This is a genomic window from Actinopolymorpha sp. NPDC004070 (genome assembly GCF_040610475.1).
Lineage (GTDB): Bacteria > Actinomycetota > Actinomycetes > Propionibacteriales > Actinopolymorphaceae > Actinopolymorpha.
Map to the genome: position 1 here is coordinate 465,399 of NZ_JBEXMJ010000002.1, position 17,557 is coordinate 482,955.

Sequence of the window (17,557 nt, forward strand, 5' to 3'; positions counted from 1 at the left end):
TCAGCGCGCGGAGTGGCGTGGCCGGTCGGGCCGCCGGGGCGTGCGGCGTATCCGGTTGGCGGCGTCCCGGACCACCATCGCGACGAACTTCAGGTTTCCCTCGGCGTAGCGCCGGACCAGGCGGCGTGGCTCCTGCCGCATCCGGTGCACCCACTCCAGTCCGGTCCGCTGCATCCATTCCGGCGCGCGGGTGACCTCTCCGGCCACGACGTCGAACGAGCCGCCGACGCCGACGGCCAGCGGAGTGCGCAGCCGGTCCAGGTGCCGGTGCAGAAACTCCTCCTTGCGCGGCGTGGGCAGGCCGACGAACAGCAGGTCGGGCCGGGAGCCCGCGACCTCGGCCACGACGGCGGTCTCCTCGGCCGGGGTCCAGTAGCCGCTGCGGGCGCCGACCACCGTGACGCCCTGCGCGCGGGCGGCGTCGGCGGCCTTCTGCACCGTCGACGGCTTGGCGCCCAGCAGGTAGACGCGGTAGCCGCGGTCTGCCGCGACCTCCCACATCCGCAGCATGAAGTCGATGCCGGCGACGCGTTCGGGCAGCCGGGGCCGCAGCAGCCGGCTGGCCCAGACGATCGACTGGCCGTCGGCGTTGGCGAGCGCGCAGGACTCGATGATCTGCCGCAGTCGCGGGTCGCGCCGGGCGGCCACCACCTTCGCCGCGTTGATCGCGACGTGCTGGTGCGGGCGTCCGGACTCGATGAGCTCGCTGGCCGCGACGAGCGTCTCCTCCATGGTGAGGACGTCGACGGGTACGCCGCAGATGTGCGTGCGCCGCGACCGGTCGGCTTCAGGAGGGGCGGGACCGGCCGCACGCGGCCCGACCTGAGCCTGGAGGTGCCGCGTTGTCGTCACATTCCCTCCCGCGCCGGAACCACCGACCAATGTGCGCCGATCAGGATGCCAGTCGGATGATCGTGCCGTCGAGTGCCGGACATCCCCTGCGAACGGATGATGCGCGCCCGACGGGTACCGCGGTCAGCGCCGAGCGGTGGCCGATCGCAGTTCCTGAACGCGACGAACCGTACCCGCAAGCTCGGAGGCGTTGAGCAGCCCGAACGCCAGGAGGAACCCGGCGGCGCACACGGCGATCACGCCGGGACGCGGAGTGAGCACCGCGACCGTGGACGAGGCGATCCCGGCGGCCAGCCCGGCGGCGTAGCGCGGCAGGCGGGTGCCCCACCTCAGCCGGAGCCGGGTGAACGCGACCACCAGCGGCACGCCGGCCTGCACCAGCATCCCGGCGAGGTAGCCGGCGGCCACCCCGACCGCGCCCCAGTGCGCGCCGACGGTCAGCCAGGTCGCGACCCCGACGACCACCCCCGCCGCCGAGGCGAGCGGGGGGATCCGGGCCAGCGTGAGGTTCTGCGCGGACAGCACGTTGACCGAGGGCACCGCCACGACGTACCAGAACACCGCCAGGACGAGCATCGCGAAGGCCGGCCCGCCGTCGGCGTACGTCGGTCCGAAGACCAGCCCGAGCACCGGACCGCCGAGCATCGCCGCCAGCCCGAACACCGGGAGCGCGGTCAGCAACAACAGCCGGGTGACCAGGTCGGTGTGCCGGGCCAGCGCGGACTGGTCGCCGCGCCCGACCGCCTCCGCCGCGGCCGGGAAGAACGCCATCCCCATCGCCCGCGGCAGGAAGAACGCCGGGCCGACGAGGCTCATGGCGGCGGCGTAGGCGCCTGCTTCGGAGCCGCCGGTCGCGTGCCGGGCCACGATCATCGACACCTGGAAGAAGCCCTGTCCCGCGGCGATGCCGACCGCGGTGTACGCCACGAAGCCACCCAGCTCACCGCGCAGGGCGGGCAGCTCACCCGGGCGGACCCGCGGCGCGGACCGGGCCGCCGCCACCGCGAACGCGGCGTACCCCACCACCAGCGGTGCCAGCAGCAGGCCCGGCACGCCGGCCGCCGGCCGGGTCGGCACCCACCACACCACCGCCACCGTGAGGACGAGGATCACCGCGTCCGCGGCCACCTCGAGGACGGCGTAGCGGTGCGGGAGGTGGTGGCCGTACAGCACAGACTTGGTGTAGGAGTACGCGCCGTACGCCGTGACCAGCGCGCACACCCACGCCACGTCGGCCCAACCCGCGTCCGGCAGGAACACCCGCCCGAACGCCGCCAGCGCCACCACCACGGCCACGGTCGCCGCGACCGTCCACCGGGTGAGCCGGCGGCGGACGGCGGCGGCCGCGGCCGGCCCGGACCGCGCGGCGGTGAGCGGGAGGAACTTCGCCGCACCCGCGCCGGTCGCGGCTGCGGTGGCGAACGTCGCGAGGAACGCCAGCGACACCTGGGAGTTGACCGCCGCCAACCGGGCCGGGTCGCCGGTGCGCCCGACCAGCGCGGTGTAGACCAGCCGGGTGACGCCGAGTGCCGCGATCCCGAGCATCGACCACAATGTGCCGCGGACCAACCGGCCGGTGAGCCGGCGCCGTGCGGCCGCCTCCTCGTCCGTGGGCGTCGGCGGAACCGGCTCGCCGTCCGGACCGGCACCGGCGCCGTCGTCCACAGGGGAACCGGCTGTCGGGTCGGCGTCCGGGTTCGGCAGGGTATTCTTCGGCACCGTCGCGTCCTAGGGTCTTGATCCGCAAGGACCGACCCTAGAGCCTTCGGATCAGGCGATCGAGGTCGCCGGTCGCGTCGGCCCGAGCGGTCCGGCGCACGCCGCACAGGTACACCCGAGCGAGGAGCCACCGCTGCACGTCGTCGTCGTCACCAATCTCTGGCCGAGCCGGCGCCGGCCCGCCTGGGGGTCCTTCGTGGCCAACCGGGTGGAGGCGCTGGAGCGGCAGGGGCACGACGTCGAGGTCGTCGCGGTCCGCGACCACCGGTCGGCGGCGGCACGGTACGCCGGCCTGCTCACCGGAGTGGTCCGCGCCGCCCGCCCAGGTCGAACCAGCCGCTCGGGCACGCCCGGCACCGTCGTCGAGGCGCACATCGCACACCCGTCCGGCGCGTTCGCCTGGCCGCTCGCGGCCCGGCTGCGGGCCCCGCTGGTGTTGTTCGCGCACGGGTCGGACGTGCTCCGGCTCCCCGGGCGGTCGAGGGTCGACGCCCGGCTGTGCCGGTTCGTGTTCGAGCGCGCGGACCTCGTGGTCGCCAACAGCCGCTACCTCGCCGGGGAGGTAGCCGGCCGGTTCCACCTTCCGGCCGAACGCGTCGCCGTCGTGTCGCCGGGGATCAGGTACGCCGACCTGGCCGCCGCCCGCGTCGCCTCCGACAGAAGGACCGACTCCGGCACCATCGCCGACGGACGGGCTTCGCGGCCGTACGAACTCCTCTTCGTCGCCAACCTCGTTCACCGCAAGGGTCTCGACGTACTGCTCGCCGCGCTGGCCGAACTCGACCGGAGGGGCGTCCCCGTCCCGAGTCTGCGGGTCGTCGGCGACGGACCCGAACGCGAGCCGCTGCAGCGCCAGGCCGCCGCCGCACGCCTGCGGGTCGACTTCGCCGGTGCGCTGCCGCAGCGCGCCGTGGTCGGCGAGATCGCCCGAGCCGAACTCCTCGCCGTCCCCTCGCGGGAGGAGGCGCTCGGTCTCGCGCCCCTGGAGGCGATGGCGGCCGGCTGCGTGCCCGTCGTCTCCGCCGTGGGCGGGCTGGCCGAGTCGGTGACCGACCGCGTGACCGGGTTCACCTGCCCGCCGGAAGACTCGTCCGCGCTGGCGTCCGCGCTGGTGCGCGCCCAGGATGCCGTCCGCGACCCGGCCCGTCGCGCCGCGCTCGTGACCGCGGGCGACGCGGTTGCCCGTACGCACGACGTGGACGCCGCGGCGGCCGCGACGATCGACCTGTACGCCGGCCTGCCGGCCAGGTCCGGGTCGGCCACGTCGGCCGGGTCGGCGCCGGCCGGGTCGGCGCCACCGGCCGGCGGGGCCGAGGTGCTGAGGCGCCCGTGCTGACCCGCCGGACGCTCCTCCGCCTCGTCGTGGCCGCGGTCGCGGTGCTCGCGGTGAGCCTGGTCGCCGACCGGGTCGTCCCGCCGGCCAGTGCCGGATCGCCGCACACGCTGTACGTCGATGCCCGGATCGGTGACGACGGCGTGCCCGGCACGCTCCCCGACCAGCCGCTGGCGACGCTGACCGAGGCGCTGCGCCGTGCCCGCCCGGGCACCCAGATCCTGATGGCGGGGTACGGCGACCAGCTTCCGTACCTCGGCACCGGGGTGCACTGCCCGACTGTCGTGGGCACCGCGGAGCGGCCGGTGGTGATCCGGCGCAACGTCTACACCAACATCCTGCGCCCGGTGGTGCTCACCACCGACACGCCCGTCACCGGACCGTGGACGCTGCGGGAGACCACGCCGGAGCACCGCACCTGGAGCGCGCCCTGGCCGGACCGGATCCGGCTGGCCGGCGACCCGGACTTCGGCTTCGTCAAGATCGGCGGGATCGCCCTCACCGGCTATGCCCGGGCGCCCCGCGACTACGCCCACGAGGCGGCCTGGTGGTCCGGCGGCAGGCTCTACCTCCGCAGCGGTCGGGCGTCCCCCCACGACTACGGCGTGACCGTGAAGAACGGCGACGCCATCTGCCTGTCCAGGGGCTCGCGGCACGTGCGCATCGACGACCTGATGGTGGTCGGCGCCGTGCACGCCGTCCGGGTGGAGCCGGACGCGGTGGACATCGGCGTCGACCACCTCGTCCGCCACAACGTGCTCGACAAGGACCTCATCCCGGCCGACGCGCGGTCAGATTTCAGCCCGCCGATCAGCAAGTTCGGTCCGGACTGCCCGTGTCAGGGCGGTCAACGGTGAGGGCGTCGATGGCGCTCGCGTTCGGTGCGGCCGCGGTGGTGACGGCCGTGCTGGTGTGGCGCCTGGTGCCGCGGCTGCGCGCCTGGCCGCCGGTGCTGGGGCTGCTGGTCGCGGTGTTCACGGTCGTGCCCCCGCACCAGACGATCGCCGCCGGGGTCGGTGCCGACGACCTGCTCTTCCTGCTCGGGCTGGCACTGCTGGTGCCGTACGCCTGGCGGCGCGGCCCGCTGGAACGCGCGCCGTTCGGCCGTGGCCTGGTGCTCGGTGCGGGCCTGCTCGCCGCCGGCGCGACGGTGTCGGCGTTCGTCAACGCCGACACCCTGCCGGACACGGTCGACCTGTTGTTCCGCGGGCCGGGCCGGCTGTTGCTGTACGTCGCGATGGTCCTGGTCGTGCTCGCCCAGTCACCGCCGGAGCGCACCCGCTGGGTGGTGGCCCGGGCGCTGGCCGGCGTGGGGGCGTTCGAGTCGGCGTTCAGCGTCGTGGCGTACTTCGTCGGGCTGCCCGGTGGGTTCGGCCTGCAGCCGGCGGAGGGCAACACCAGCCTGGTGGGCGAGATCCCGGGCCGGGTGACCGGGACGCTGGACCTGTCCCCGAACTTCCTCGGCGCCCTGCTCGTGCTGTCCATCCCGGTCGCGCTCGGGATCGCGCTGGACGCGGCGGACCGGCGTACGCGCCTGTGGTGGTCGGCCGCGGTCCTGGTGCAGATGGTGGCGCTGGTCCTCACCTACACCCGCAGTTCGCTCGCGGTCACCGTGCTCGCCGCGGCCGCACTGGTGGCGCTGCGCGGACGGCTGCGATGGCTGGTCGGCGGTGTCGCGGTCCTGGTCGGCGTACTCGTCCTGGTGCCGCCGGCGTTCGAGCGGATCGCGCACGACCGGACCGACCGGATGGCGCTGTACACCTCGGGTCTGCGGGTCTTCTGGCACCACCCGCTGGCCGGGGTCGGTCCGGGCGAACAGGCCGCGTTCACCGCGGCCGACCCCGCCACCTACCGGACGACGACGTTCGGGGTGGCCGGCAACAACGCGCACAACACCGTGCTGCTCGCCGGAGCGGAGAACGGCATCCTCGGCCTGCTCGGTGCGCTGGTCCTCAACGTCGTCCTGGCCGCCGTGGCGGTGGCGGTCATCCGGCGGGCGCGCAAACTCTCCGCCGCGGGTCGCCCGGCCGCCGGTGAGCCCCTCGGCATCGGGGTGGCGGTGCTGGCGTTCCTCTTCCAGGGGATGGCCAACAACCTGTTCACCGTGACGCTCACCGCGAGCGCTCTGGTGATGCTGGTGGCGGGGTGTGCGCTGCCGTGGCTGTCGGTGGCCGGCCCTCCCCGGCCGGTCGGCGCGGAGGAGGCGCCGGAACCCGCCGAGGCGGACGTCGAGCCGGCCCGCTGAGCCGGTCGAGCACGCTCCGGCCGCGCCAGGCCACCACGGCGGCGAGCGCCAGCAGCAGCGTCGCGGCACCTGAGCCGGCGAGCACGTGCGCGGGCCGGAACGCACTGGTGAGCGGGCCGCCGATGGCCGTACCCACCGGCGCCGCGGTGAGCAGGACGGCCGACCGGGCGGCCAGCACCGAGGACAGCGCGGCGGCCGGCGTACGCGCCTGTAGGAGGGTGTACGACACGGCGGGGAACGGCCCGTAGATCGCTCCGCCCAGACCGAAGCAGACCAGCTCCACCGCGGTCGGCGGGCCGAACCCGAACGGCAGCAGGATCAGGCCCCAGCAGGCGACCACGGCCAGCAGCACCGGCGCGGGCGAGAGCCGCCGCAACGCACCGACCGTGAGACCGCCGGCCACCGCCCCGATCCCGAACGCCGTCCAGTACGCGCCGAGCAGTTCGGTGTGGCCGCGGTCGCCGCCGGTGACGTGCAGCGGCAGCGCCACCTCGACCGGGCCGAACAGGAAGTTGAACGCCCAGGTCAGGACCAGCAGACCGAGCAGCGCGGGCCGGCCGCGCAGGAAGCGCAGCCCGGATGTCGAGCCGCGCGCTCCGGCCGGGTCGGCCGATCCGGCTCCGCGTGCTGTACGGCGTACCTCCCGGTGGACCGACCACACCACCAGCGCCAGCAGGGCGAACGACACCCCGTCCGCGCCGATCACCCAGCCGGGTCCGGCCACCGCCGCGCCGACACCCGCGACCGCCGGCCCGACGATCATCGCCATGGAACTCGTCGAGCTGGCCAGCGAGTTCCCGGCGAGGCGCTGGTGCGGCGGCAGCAACTCCGCGAGCAGGGTGAACTTCCCGGCCGAGCCCCAGGCGTGCAGCAGTGAGGAGAGCGCGAGCAGCGCCACCAGTCCCACCGGCCGGAGAACGCCGAACGCCGAGCCGAGCGCCACGGCCGACAGGCATGCCGCCCGCAGCGAGGAGTCGGCGAGCAGCAGCGGCGCGGCCGGTAGCCGTCGCAGCCACCGGCCGAAGACCAGGGCGCCGACGACGCCGGGCAGCGCGTACGCCGCGACCGACGCGCCGACCAGCATCCCCGCCTGGCCCGGCGCGGCGATCTCGATGGCGAGCAGGGGTACCGCGACGACGCTCATCCCGTCGCCGAGGTCGCTCACCCCGAACGCGCCCAGCAGGCGGCGCAGCCGCGGGTCGGTGAGCAGGGGGCGGTACGCGGAAAGAAACGGCACGGGCCAAGCCTCGGGCCTCAACCGGGGTTGAGTTCAAGGGATCGGCGGCCAAGCGGTCCAGGCCGGTCCAGGCTCTGTTCCCGCCCGCAGGCCCGGCATCGCCGCTCTCTGCCCTTCTCTGGTGCTCTCTAGCCGAATCTAAGACCTGCGCTAGCGACCGATAGACAGCCTGATACGCCCTGATACGCCACGAGACCCGGGTGCCGCCCGGCGTTCCGCCGTCTCCGGTCTCCGAGCCTCCGCCGACCCTCCAACGGGCATCGAGTTGACGCACTATCGCGCTTTGTTCTATAACTTCTATAACAGAGCGCCAGGAGATGACATGATCGTGACTCTGGACCTCGCCAGCGAGGTCCCGATCTACCAGCAGATCCGGGACCGCGTCGTCGAGGCCATCGCCGCCGGCGACCTGCGGGAAGGCAGTCCGCTGCCGTCCACCCGTCAACTCGGGGTCGACCTGGGCATCAACTTCCACACCGTCAACAAGGCGTACGACCTGCTTCGCCACGAGGGACTGCTCCGGCTCAACCGCAAGAGCGGCGCGGTCGTCGTCCGCGACCCGGCGTCCGGCCCACCGGGGCCCGGTTTCGTCGGCGACTGGGAAGCCAGGCTGCGCACCCTGCTCGCCGAGGCCGTCGCGCAGGGGGTGCGGGGCCCGGAGGCGCTCGAGCACTGCCGGTCGGTGCTCACGTCGTTCAAGCCGCAACCCGAGACGAACCACGAGGGGACGCAGTGATGGCCGAGTCGATGTTGGTGAACCTCTTCGGGCCGGTCCTCGGCCTGGTGGTGCTGTGGCTGCTGCCCACCATGAACCGCCGGACGCTGCCGTTCGGGATCCGGGTTCCGGCCGCGCACGCCGACGCCCCCGTCATCGCGGCGCAGTTGCGGACGTACCGGCGGTGGATCCTCGGCGCCGGGATCGTCGTCGTGGCGGCCGCCGTCGGGCTGACCTACCTCCTCCCGCTGCCGGTCGCGCAGGGCATCGCACTGGTCGCGGTCGTCGTGGTGTGGCTGCCGGCGTTCCTGCGGGCTCGCCGGGAGATCGGCACGGTGAAGGAACGCGAAGGCTGGTACGACGGGCTGCGGCAGGGCGTGGCCGCCGACACCTCCCTGCGCACGGAGCCGGTTCGCTTCCCGTGGCTGTGGGCGGTGCCGGCCGTGCTCCTGTGCGCGGCGACCGCGGTCCTCGGGATCGTGCGCTACCCCGACCTGCCGCCGACGCTCGTCACCCACTGGGACCTCGACGGCACGCCCGACCGGACCATGACCACCACCGTGGGCAGCGCGTTCGCGCTGGTGTTCGTCCAGGTGGGGATGACTGCGCTCCTGGTGGGGCTGATGTGGGCGTCGATCCGGTTCCGGCCCGACCTGGACGCGGCCGCACCGAAGGTCTCCGCCCACCAGTACCGCGGCTTCCTCCTCGCCACCGCCAAGGCGGTGCTCGTCCTCGCCGCGCTCGTCGACGTGTCCATGCTGGTGATCGCCTGGCAGATGTGGGGCGGCGGAGCGCGGCTGCCGGCGGGTGTGGTGATCCTGCCGATCCTGGTGGGCACCGCGGTGGTGATCGGTTCGGCGATCCGGACCGGGCAAGGCGGCAGCAGGCTCCCGGCCGACGGCGAGCCCGGCGCGGGTACGGCAGCGGAGGACACCGGTCTGGTGCAGCGCGACGACGACAGGTACTGGCCCGCCGGCAGCGTCTACGTCAACCGCGCCGACCCGGCGATGTTCGTACCCAAGCGGCTCGGGGTGGGCTGGACGGTCAACTTCGGCAACCCGAAGGGCATCGCGCTGTTCGCGGCGATCCTCCTCGCGCCGCTGCTCCTGACCGTCGTCCTGAGGTGACCGCGACACGCGGCTAGCCACCTCTAGTCAAATCTAGGGTCACGGCTAGACGAGCCCATACAGTCTGAGCGTGGACCCTGTGCGCAATCCCTACGCACCCGGTGCCGGCCAGCGTCCTCCCGAGCTGGCCGGCCGCGACCGTGAGGTACGCCAGTTCGAGGTGGTGCTCGAACGCGTCGCCGCCGGCCGGCCCGAACGCAGCCTCGTCCTGTCCGGGCTGCGCGGCGTCGGCAAGACCGTCCTGCTGAACGCCCTCCGCTCGCTGGCTCTGAGCCGGGCGTGGGGCACCGGAAAGGTCGAGGCCCGCCCCGACCGGTCGATCCGGCTGCAGATCGCCCAGGCGCTGCACGCGGCCAGCCGGGAGCTCACCCCACGCCACCGTGACCCCGAGCGGGTGGACGACTTCCTCGGCGTACTCAAGGCGTTCGCGCTGGAGACGTCGGTGAAGGACCGCAAGGGGGTGCGCTGGCGGCCGCCGTACGACGTTCCCGCCAGCCGTGGCCGAGCCGACTCCGGCGACCTCGAACTCGACCTCACCGAACTCTTCACCGCCGCCGGTGAGCTCGCCCGCGACCTCGGCGTGGGCGTCGCGGTCTTCGTCGACGAGATGCAGGACATCCAGCCCGCCGAGCTGGCCGCGCTGTGCGGCGCCTGCCACGAGATCAGCCAGCGCGGCGTGGCGTTCGTGGTGGTCGGCGCCGGGCTGCCGCACCTGCCGACCGCGCTGTCGGCGAGCAAGTCCTACGCCGAACGCCTTTTCCGCTACGTCTCGGTGGACCGGCTCGACCGCGACGCCGCCGATCGGGCGCTCACCGTCCCCGCGCAGACCGAGGACGTGGAGTTCGAGCCGGCGGCCCTGGACGCGCTGCACGACGTCACCGACGGCTATCCGTACTTCGTCCAGGCCTTCGGCAAGGCCACCTGGGACGTCGCACCGCGCAGCCCGATCAGCGCCGACGACGTGAAGGTCGCGGCACCGGAGGCGGAGGCCGAACTCGCGGTCGGCTTCTTCGGATCGCGGTACGAACGCGCCACCCCGGCCGAGCGGGAGTACATGCGGGCGATGGCCGAGCTCGGCGCGGAACGCGCCGACCGGCCGGTGCCCACCGCGGACGTCGCCGCACTGCTCGGCCGCAGGCCGCAGAGCCTGTCGCCGGCGCGGGACGGGCTGATCAAGAAGGGCCTGGTGTACGCCGCGGAGCGGGGTTCGGTGGCGTTCACCGTCCCGCACTTCGGCGCGTTCCTGCGTTCCCAGCACGCCTGAGGCGCCTTCCCGGACCCTGGGGGTGGTGCGCGGCAGACTGGCGCCGCGAACCCAACCCGCACCCCGGAGGCCACCATGTTGCAGACGAAGTTCTCCCGCTTCCTCGGCTTGAGCTACCCCATCGTCGGCGCGCCGATGGCGGGCCCGGGCACCGGCCGGCTCGCCTCCATCGTCAGCGGGGCAGGTGCCCTCGGCATGGTCGGCGTGGGCAGTCGCGCGACCAAGGAATGGGTGCGCGCCCACCTCGACGCCGCCTCCTCGATGGGCCAGCAGCGCTGGGGCGTCGGTGTGCAGGTGTGGGCGCTGCCGAACCAGCCCGGCGTGATGGACGAGATCGAGATCGCCCGGCCAGCACTGGTCTCGTTGTCGTTCGGCGACCCCAGCCCCTACATCGACCAGGTCCATCGGGCCGGCGCGTTGGCCGCCTCCCAGGTCAACTCGGTCGCCGACGCGCGGCAGGCGGTCGACGCGGGCGTCGACGTGGTGGTGGTCCAGGGTGCGGAGGCCGGTGGCCACCACGCCGGCCGGGTGGCGACCCTGCCGCTGCTGCAGGGCGTGCTCGAGGCGGTGGAGTACGACGACGTCTTCGTCCTCGCCGGCGGCGGGATCGGCACCGGCCGCGGGCTGGCCGCGGTGCTCGCGGCGGGTGCGGACGCCGGCTGGATCGGTACGGCGTTCCTCGCCACCCCCGAGGCGCACAGCCCGCTGCTGGCCAAGATGGCTGTGCTCTCGGCCAAGGAGACCGACACCATCCACACCCGGGTCTTCGACCTCGTGGGCGGAATCCCCTGGCCCGAGCGCTATCCGGGCCGGGCCCTGCGCAACTCCTTCGCCCGCAGCTGGCATCCGCGGGAGGCCGAGCTCACCGAGTGGGCGGAAGGGTCCGACCCGGAGTCCGCCGGGAAGCTGGCCGCTGTCAAGGAGGAGTTGACGAAGGCCACGAAGGCGGAGGACTACGACGTCGCGGTGGTATACGCCGGCCAGGCGGCCGGGCTGGTACGCGACGAGCGCCGCGCCGAGGAGGTCGTGCGTTCCATCGGCGACGACGCCGAACGCTGCATGCGTGCGGCTGCCGAGCTGTGCGTTCCCGACGAGCGGTACCTCGGGTGATGCCGGTGCGCCGGTGCGGGCGTCGTACGCCGGTGAGAAGTTCGATGAGAAGTCCCACGGCGGAGAGACGAAACCCGGCGTGACCGGATGAGGGCTTGGTGATCCTCGGCCTTTCGCGCGCGCCGGTCCGGGTAGGCTCGCGGCCGTCCGGCAAGACGGCGGCACGACGAGATGACGAGGCTCCCGTAGATGCGCTGTGCACGTTGCGGCTACGACAACCCCGACAACCCTCGGACGTGTGCGCGGTGTGGGCTGGCACTGGCCGACTCGTCGGACCCGACAGGCGATCCGGCACGTGATCCGGTAGGCGACCCCGCGGGCCGCGACGTGTCCGACCCGCCCGAGGGGGCCCGGCCGTCCCCGATCCAGCCGTCGTGGCGGCGACCGGCCGAAGCGCCGGCCGAGTCGCCACCGTGGTCCGGGTCCGTCGACGCCGCACCGTGGCAGACGCCACCGCGCCGCGGAACCCCGCCGAACCGTCCCGGCACCGACGTGCCGGCAGCGGCCGGCAGTCCTCCGGTCGCGAACGAGCCACCGAGGCCGGCGTCCGACCGGCCGGATGCGCTCGGCCGGGTGCTCGTCGTCCTGCTCGTCGAGGTCGTGCTCGCGGTGGTCTACGCGGTGTTCGCGTTCGGTCCTCGCCGGGGAGTCTTCGCCGCGCTCGCAGTCGACCCGGCCGGGGTGGACCGGGCCGAGGCCACGGCCAGCGACCGCACGAACCTCGTTCTCTTCACCGCCCTGGGACTCTGCACCGTCGCCGCGGTGGTGCTCGGCGCCTGGTGGGCGAACCGGTCGCGGCCGGTGCGCTGGGGCCCGGCCTGGTGGATCGTCACGATCGCGGCGGCTCTCGCGATCGCCGCGGCGCTGGTCCTGCACGCCGGCCAGGACACCGGCCGGATCGCCACCGGCTATGTCCTGCTCGGCATCGGGTGTCTGCTCCTCGCAGCCTCGGCCGCGTGGGCACTGCGGGTCGTACGCCGGCACGGTCGGCGAAGCGCGGACCACGGCGACGTGACCGGCGCGACCGGTCAGGTGGGCTCAGGTGCCGGGCGGAGCCAGGCCGGCCCGGACAGCGAAGGTCCCGGCCACCTGGTGCGGTGACCGGGGCCATCGCCACTGCCGTACGACGGACGACACGGGCGGCCTACTGAAAGATCGTGGTGTTGCTGCGCTCGGTCGCGGTGTAGTTGTCGTGGACGTTCTGAACTGCCGCGTGCAGCTGGTCGAGAACGCCGTTGAGCTCCCGGATCGCCTTCTCCCACTGGGCCTTCGCCTCCCAGTAGGCGTTCTTCGCCTCGCCGTCCCAGTCCTGGAGCTTGGCCTCGAGGCTCTTCTCCAGGTCGTTGGTCTCGTCTTCGACGCCGCGGTAGGCGAGCCGCAGGTTGGCCTGGAGGTCGAGCAGCGCCTGGCTGTTCCACCTGGTCAAATCACTCATGAACGTGAACCTTCCGTGCAGGTAGGGCGTGCTGAACTTCGTCGGACGTGCATCAGATCAGGCCGCGATCGGATCGGACCGCGATCAGGTCAGGCCGTTGAGGAGCTGGTCGATCTTGTTGACGCCTTCCTCCTGCTGCTGCTCCGTCGCCTCGTAGCTCATGCGCGCGGCGCCCATCTTTTCCCGCAGGTCGTTCAGGGCGTCGCAGACGGTCAGGAACTTCTCGTCGAAGGTGCCCATCACCCGGGTGAAGGTGGTGGCGGCGTTGCCTTCCCACTGGCCGGCGGCTTCCCTGCTGTAGTCCTGCAGCTTGCCCTTGATGCCGACAATGACATCGAACGAGTCGCCCACCCGCTGGGCGGCCTCGGCCATCGCAGCTCTGTCTTGCGACGCTGCTCCTCCCACACCTACCTCCTCCGTCAGCCCGGTCACGCCGGGCAGTGTTTGTCGACCGGCGCCTGGTGGCGCCGATCCGCGATGTCGCGTGCGTCCGTGAGTTCCGCTCGACCGCGGTCCCCGTGTCAACCGCGGTGCCGGGAGATCGTCGGTTGGGTTGGCACCCGACGCGAGAACACGCTAACGCGAATCGAGGTTTGGCCGGGGGCCGGAAATCTCCAGCTGTGGATAACTCCCTGGCCATCTTGTAGTCGAGCCTTGTAGTCGAGCGGCCCGCCGATTCTTCCGGTGAAGAAATCCGCCCGGCTGCTTGCCGGGCTCTACTTGCCGGGCTGCGGGGCGAAGCGTTCGGAGCGGTAGGCGGCCTGTTGCGACAGCGCAGGCCCGGTCGGGATGAGGTTCAGCAGCGTGGGAGGCACCGGCAGCGGATGCGCGTCGGCGTAACCGAGCCGGGCCAGGGTGTCGGTGTCGGGCACCGGGAACTTCACTCCGGACTCGGTGACGAGGTAGTAGCCGGTCGGTCGTACGCCCGGTGCCGGGAGCAACGCAGCCAGCGCACCGCCGCCGGGCGGCACGAGCACCTGAGGCGCGGAGGGATCCGATCCAGCGGACCCCGAGGACCCCGACGACCCCGCGCCGGCCGGGAGGGTCCCACCCGTGGTGAGGTGCATCCGGGCACGATCGCCGGCCTGGTCGTTGTCGTACCACAGGCACAGCGGAGCGTCCGGGCTCGACGGGGCGGCCAGCCGCGGCGCTGTCGGCGGGAGGTCCTTCACCTGCAGGTCGTCGTCGGTGGGCGAGGTGTGCGCGAGTACGACGCTGAACGCGATCTCGGTGAACGTGCTCTGCGCCTGGCCGCCGCCGCTGCCGTCACCGCCCGCGCCGGTGCCGAGCAGGATCTTCGCCTGTACCTCGCTCAGCCTGGCGAAGCCGTCGGCGGTCATCACGTAGTAGCGGTCGGGGTCGGGGGTGTGGAAGAGCTGGCCGATCGTTGCGGACTGGTCGCCGACGGAGACCGGCTCACCGCGACGGGGTACGACGGGGCCGGCGAGATCCTGCCCGGCCGGCAACGCCCGCAGCCACGCCGAGCTCACGGGCACGGCGGCCGAGGTGGAGTAGCCCAGGCTCGCCAGTTCGCGTTCGCCGACGGCGAGCCGCCGCCCGTGCCAGACGAGGTGGTGACTGCCGTCCGGGCCGCGCACGAGCAGCGCGGCGTCCCCGACCTGGCGGCCGCCGACCGACTTCGCCGGCGTACCGATCAGCACCGTGACCCTCGGCGTTCCGGTCGCGGCGCCGCCCTGGCCGGCGACCGCCGTCGCGCACATCGCCCACGGAGTGGACCGGATGCTGGAGGCGAGGGGTACCGACGTGGGTGCCTGCGCGATCCCGATCTCGGGGCCGCGAGGGATCCCGGCGAGCGACTCCCTGCTCACCGACACCTTCTTCATCCCGCTGCCCCGGATCAGCAGCGCGGACGTGGTGTTGCGTACCGGCACCAGGATCATGTTCTTGTCGTCGCCCTGCCAGGCCTGCCCCGGTGCCTGCGGTGTCTGGGGGGTCTGTTGCGCAGTGGGCCCGCCGGAGTCGAGGGCCGACCGCGGCAGGTAGAGGTACAGCGCGCCGGTCTCCTTCTCCACGATCACCGAGGAGGCCGCGTCGTTCTTCCAGCGGGTGGAGGAGCTGTTGCCCAGCCAGGCGTACAACGCCACTCCCGCGCAGGCCAGCGCGCCGACCATGATGCCCGCGAACGTCGAGGTGGTGACGCGGCGCATCGGGTGCTCGATCGCCTCCGGGGCGTTGCCGAGCATGGCCGCGAGCACCCGGCGTACGAGATAGCGGTACGCCTGGAGCTGGTCGCGTCGGGTCTGCATCGTGGTGGTGTTCCTCGCGGACGGCGCTGCGCGGTGACTGCCGGGACACTTCTGGGGCGCTTCGGGGCCACCCCTGGCACTTCTGGGGCACTGCGGCCGCGGGTGGATCGGCCTCGCCGCCCCCGGCGGTTCCCGAGTCGGCGACACTACGATATTCCGGCGAGCCGCGACCACCGCGGCGCAGCCCGCGCGGGCCGCACCCGACGGGTGCGCCTGACGTCCACGGGAGGAGGGGTCCGGTGTCCGCTGTCCGCGCCCCGCAACCAACCGCTCGCACCGGATCGTCCCCGGCGAACGACCGCAGACGCGACCGGCGTGCCGGCCGCGGTGACCGGGGAGCCGGCTCCGGAAGTCCACGGCGACCGGCCCGGCTGCGGCGCTCCTACCCCGGGCGCCACCTGGGCGCCCTCCCCGTCGCCACCCTCGTGGCGTGGCAGGTCGCGCTGGGGCTGCTCGCCGCCGGCGTGGCCGTGGGCGGCGTGCTGCTGGTGGTCGGCGGAGTGGTGTTCTTCGCGGTCGCGCTCGGCACCGCGGTGTGGTGGAACGGCCGGCCGTTGTGGCGCTGGCTGGGCGTGTGGGCGCGTTTTCGCCGGCGCAACGCGCAGGCCGCGCCGGCCCCGCCCCACGAGCCGGGACTCGCGCCGCTGCGGGAGTGGCTGCCGGCGTTCGAGCTGTCCGCAGTTGCCGGCCGGCGCGGCGAACGCCCGGCCGGGGTCGCCCACGACGGCACCGGCTACGTCGTCGTCCTCGGCCCGCGCGGTGACGACCTGATCGCTTCCGCCGACCCCGTTCGGGTCCCGCTGGGCGCGCTGGCCAACGTCGGCGACGCCGAGGGAATCCGGCTCGCGTCCGCCCAGCTGCTCGTCCGCACGTTGCCGGCGCCCGCTCCGACGTTGGGTGCCTACGCCGCCCAGCTCGGCGCGTCGTACGCCGAGATCAGCGGCCGCTCCACCCCGGCGGCGACGTCCTGGTGGGTCGCGCTGCGGCTGGAGCCGGGCCGGGACGGCACGTCGGTGACGCTGGACGGTTCCGACGTGGAGGCGGTGAGCAGGGCACTGCGCACCACCGTCGGCTGGGCCACAAAGGTGCTGTCCTCCTCCGGGCTGCCCTGCCGCCCGCTGGACGAGTCGGAGCTGCGGGAGGTCCTCGACCTCACCCTCGGTGTCGACGCCCAGCACGCGCCCGGCGCCCGCCGCGAGCGCCGTACGGCCGAGTCCTGGCGCGGCTGGAGCTGCGACGGGGCCGCCCACGTCAGTGGCTGGCTGCGGAGCTGGCCCCGGGCGGGGATTCCGTCGCTGTCCCGGTTGCTGGCGGCGATGGCCGGGCTGCCGGTACGAGCCGCCGTGGCCTCGCTCGCCCTCACCTGGTCGCCGGACCGGACCGTGCGTACGACCACGTTCGTCCGGGTGGTCGCCGACGACGCCAAGCTCGCCCGTACGGCGTTCCGGCAGCTCACCAAGGCAGGCGCCCGCGCGAAGATCGGGGTGGTCCGGCTGGACGGCGAGCAGTTGCCGGGCCTGATCGCCACGATCCCGATGGGAGGCGGCGCCCGGTGACCCGCCGCACGCAACCGGCCCACCTCCCGCAGGTGCAGGCGCACGAGACGCGGCTGGACGACCTTGACGACACCACGCTCACCCTGCCGCCGGCCGGGCTGGTGCTCGGGTCGGGACAGGCCGGTGCGCTCGTCGTACGCCTGTTCCGCAGCGACCCGGTGCGCATCTGCGTGGTGTCCCGCGGCCAGCTGGCCCAGCTCGTCGCCTACCGCGCGATCGCGGTCGGCGCCCACGTCACCGTGGTCACCGACGCGGTGGCCGCCTGGGGCCGGCTGGTGTCGGCCGTTCCGCGCGGCCCGTCCTGGCTGACCGTGCTGCCGACGGGAGCCCGGGTGAGCGCTACCGGCAGCCTCGCCCGGCCGTCGCTGGTCATCGACGCCACCCGCGACCACCAGGCCCTGCCTCGGTGGGAGCAGGGCGACTGGCAGACGTTCATGTCGGTGCAGACCGACCTCGAGCCCAGCGACGAGCAGCGGCTGCGGTCCTCGGACCTGCTGATCGCGCAGCGGGTGGAGCCGGCCGCGGCCGACGTGGCCCGGCGCGGGTTCGGCCTGGCCAGGGACCGCGCCGGCTGGCTCACCCAGATGCCGCCGGACGTCGTCGCGGTGGCCGCCGCCGGGCAGCTGGCGTTCGGTCAGCTCGGGCTGAGCGGCATGGAGCAGCGGCTGTTCGGCGACCGCTGAGCGCGCGGCCCGGC

At 73.6% G+C, this 17,557-nt stretch carries 15 protein-coding genes and 1 pseudogene; 10 read left to right on the forward strand and 6 right to left on the reverse strand.

Translation table 11 applies throughout. From position 1 onward, the window contains the following. Together ABZV93_RS05670 and ABZV93_RS05675 are read right to left on the reverse strand one after the other, a co-directional pair. The gene (locus ABZV93_RS05670) at positions 1-852 is read right to left on the reverse strand and encodes a WecB/TagA/CpsF family glycosyltransferase (RefSeq protein ID WP_354930894.1); all 852 of its coding nucleotides are present in this window, start codon (positions 850-852) and stop codon (positions 1-3) included. Between the two features lie 123 nt (positions 853-975). Further along, positions 976-2,571 carry a lipopolysaccharide biosynthesis protein gene (locus tag ABZV93_RS05675; RefSeq protein ID WP_354930897.1) on the reverse strand — a complete coding sequence of 532 codons (1,596 nt, stop codon included), beginning with the start codon at positions 2,569-2,571 and terminating at the stop codon, positions 976-978. Positions 2,572-2,767: 196 nt separating this feature from the next. Here ABZV93_RS05675 and ABZV93_RS05680 point away from each other — a divergent pair, with 196 nt between their 5' ends. The 3 genes and pseudogenes from ABZV93_RS05680 to ABZV93_RS05690 all read left to right on the forward strand — a co-directional run. Beyond that, positions 2,768-3,907 carry a glycosyltransferase family 4 protein gene (locus ABZV93_RS05680; protein ID WP_354930900.1) on the forward strand — a complete coding sequence of 380 codons (1,140 nt, stop codon included), beginning with the start codon at positions 2,768-2,770 and terminating at the stop codon, positions 3,905-3,907. Further along, on the forward strand, positions 3,901-4,761 hold the full coding sequence (locus ABZV93_RS05685) for a hypothetical protein (RefSeq protein ID WP_354930903.1): 861 nt from the start codon (positions 3,901-3,903) through the stop codon (positions 4,759-4,761). The genes ABZV93_RS05680 and ABZV93_RS05685 overlap by 7 nt, the downstream gene beginning before the upstream one ends. A gap of 380 nt (positions 4,762-5,141) precedes the next feature. Continuing rightward, a pseudogene (locus ABZV93_RS05690) lies at positions 5,142-5,834 on the forward strand (O-antigen ligase family protein); the annotation flags it as partial. Positions 5,835-6,015: 181 nt separating this feature from the next. Here the strand turns inward: ABZV93_RS05690 and ABZV93_RS05695 are convergent. Continuing rightward, the gene (locus tag ABZV93_RS05695) at positions 6,016-7,386 is read right to left on the reverse strand and encodes an MFS transporter (RefSeq protein WP_354930906.1); all 1,371 of its coding nucleotides are present in this window, start codon (positions 7,384-7,386) and stop codon (positions 6,016-6,018) included. A gap of 322 nt (positions 7,387-7,708) precedes the next feature. Between ABZV93_RS05695 and ABZV93_RS05700 the strand changes: the two genes are divergently transcribed. From ABZV93_RS05700 to ABZV93_RS05720, 5 genes are all read left to right on the forward strand, one after another. Continuing rightward, positions 7,709-8,122 carry a GntR family transcriptional regulator gene (locus ABZV93_RS05700; protein ID WP_354930909.1) on the forward strand — a complete coding sequence of 138 codons (414 nt, stop codon included), beginning with the start codon at positions 7,709-7,711 and terminating at the stop codon, positions 8,120-8,122. Then, the gene (locus ABZV93_RS05705; RefSeq protein WP_354930912.1) at positions 8,122-9,228 is read left to right on the forward strand and encodes a DUF5808 domain-containing protein; all 1,107 of its coding nucleotides are present in this window, start codon (positions 8,122-8,124) and stop codon (positions 9,226-9,228) included. Before ABZV93_RS05700 ends, ABZV93_RS05705 begins: the two co-directional genes overlap by 1 nt. A gap of 70 nt (positions 9,229-9,298) precedes the next feature. Then, positions 9,299-10,492, forward strand: coding sequence for an ATP-binding protein (locus ABZV93_RS05710; RefSeq protein WP_354930915.1), 1,194 nt, complete (start codon positions 9,299-9,301; stop codon positions 10,490-10,492). Positions 10,493-10,567: 75 nt separating this feature from the next. After that, positions 10,568-11,602, forward strand: a complete 1,035-nt coding sequence (locus tag ABZV93_RS05715; protein WP_354930918.1) for a nitronate monooxygenase — start codon at positions 10,568-10,570, stop codon at positions 11,600-11,602. A 189-nt stretch (positions 11,603-11,791) separates the two neighbouring features. Beyond that, positions 11,792-12,703: a hypothetical protein gene (locus ABZV93_RS05720; RefSeq protein WP_354930921.1), complete on the forward strand. Its 912-nt coding sequence runs from the start codon at positions 11,792-11,794 to the stop codon at positions 12,701-12,703. 43 nt (positions 12,704-12,746) lie between these two features. Here ABZV93_RS05720 and ABZV93_RS05725 read toward each other — a convergent pair whose 3' ends face one another. The 3 genes from ABZV93_RS05725 to eccB form a co-directional block, all read right to left on the reverse strand. Continuing rightward, on the reverse strand, positions 12,747-13,037 hold the full coding sequence (locus tag ABZV93_RS05725; protein WP_354930924.1) for a WXG100 family type VII secretion target: 291 nt from the start codon (positions 13,035-13,037) through the stop codon (positions 12,747-12,749). Between the two features lie 84 nt (positions 13,038-13,121). Then, positions 13,122-13,469 carry a WXG100 family type VII secretion target gene (locus tag ABZV93_RS05730; RefSeq protein WP_354930928.1) on the reverse strand — a complete coding sequence of 116 codons (348 nt, stop codon included), beginning with the start codon at positions 13,467-13,469 and terminating at the stop codon, positions 13,122-13,124. Positions 13,470-13,753: 284 nt separating this feature from the next. Continuing rightward, the gene (gene eccB / locus ABZV93_RS05735; RefSeq protein ID WP_354930931.1) at positions 13,754-15,304 is read right to left on the reverse strand and encodes a type VII secretion protein EccB; all 1,551 of its coding nucleotides are present in this window, start codon (positions 15,302-15,304) and stop codon (positions 13,754-13,756) included. Positions 15,305-15,543: 239 nt separating this feature from the next. On the opposite strand from eccB, the gene ABZV93_RS05740 reads away from it, so the two are divergent. Together ABZV93_RS05740 and ABZV93_RS05745 are read left to right on the forward strand one after the other, a co-directional pair. Continuing rightward, complete coding sequence (locus ABZV93_RS05740) at positions 15,544-16,860, forward strand: type VII secretion protein EccE (RefSeq protein ID WP_354930934.1); 1,317 nt, start codon at positions 15,544-15,546, stop codon at positions 16,858-16,860. Then, on the forward strand, positions 16,857-17,543 hold the full coding sequence (locus ABZV93_RS05745; protein ID WP_354930937.1) for a hypothetical protein: 687 nt from the start codon (positions 16,857-16,859) through the stop codon (positions 17,541-17,543). Before ABZV93_RS05740 ends, ABZV93_RS05745 begins: the two co-directional genes overlap by 4 nt. Positions 17,544-17,557 lie beyond the last annotated feature (14 nt).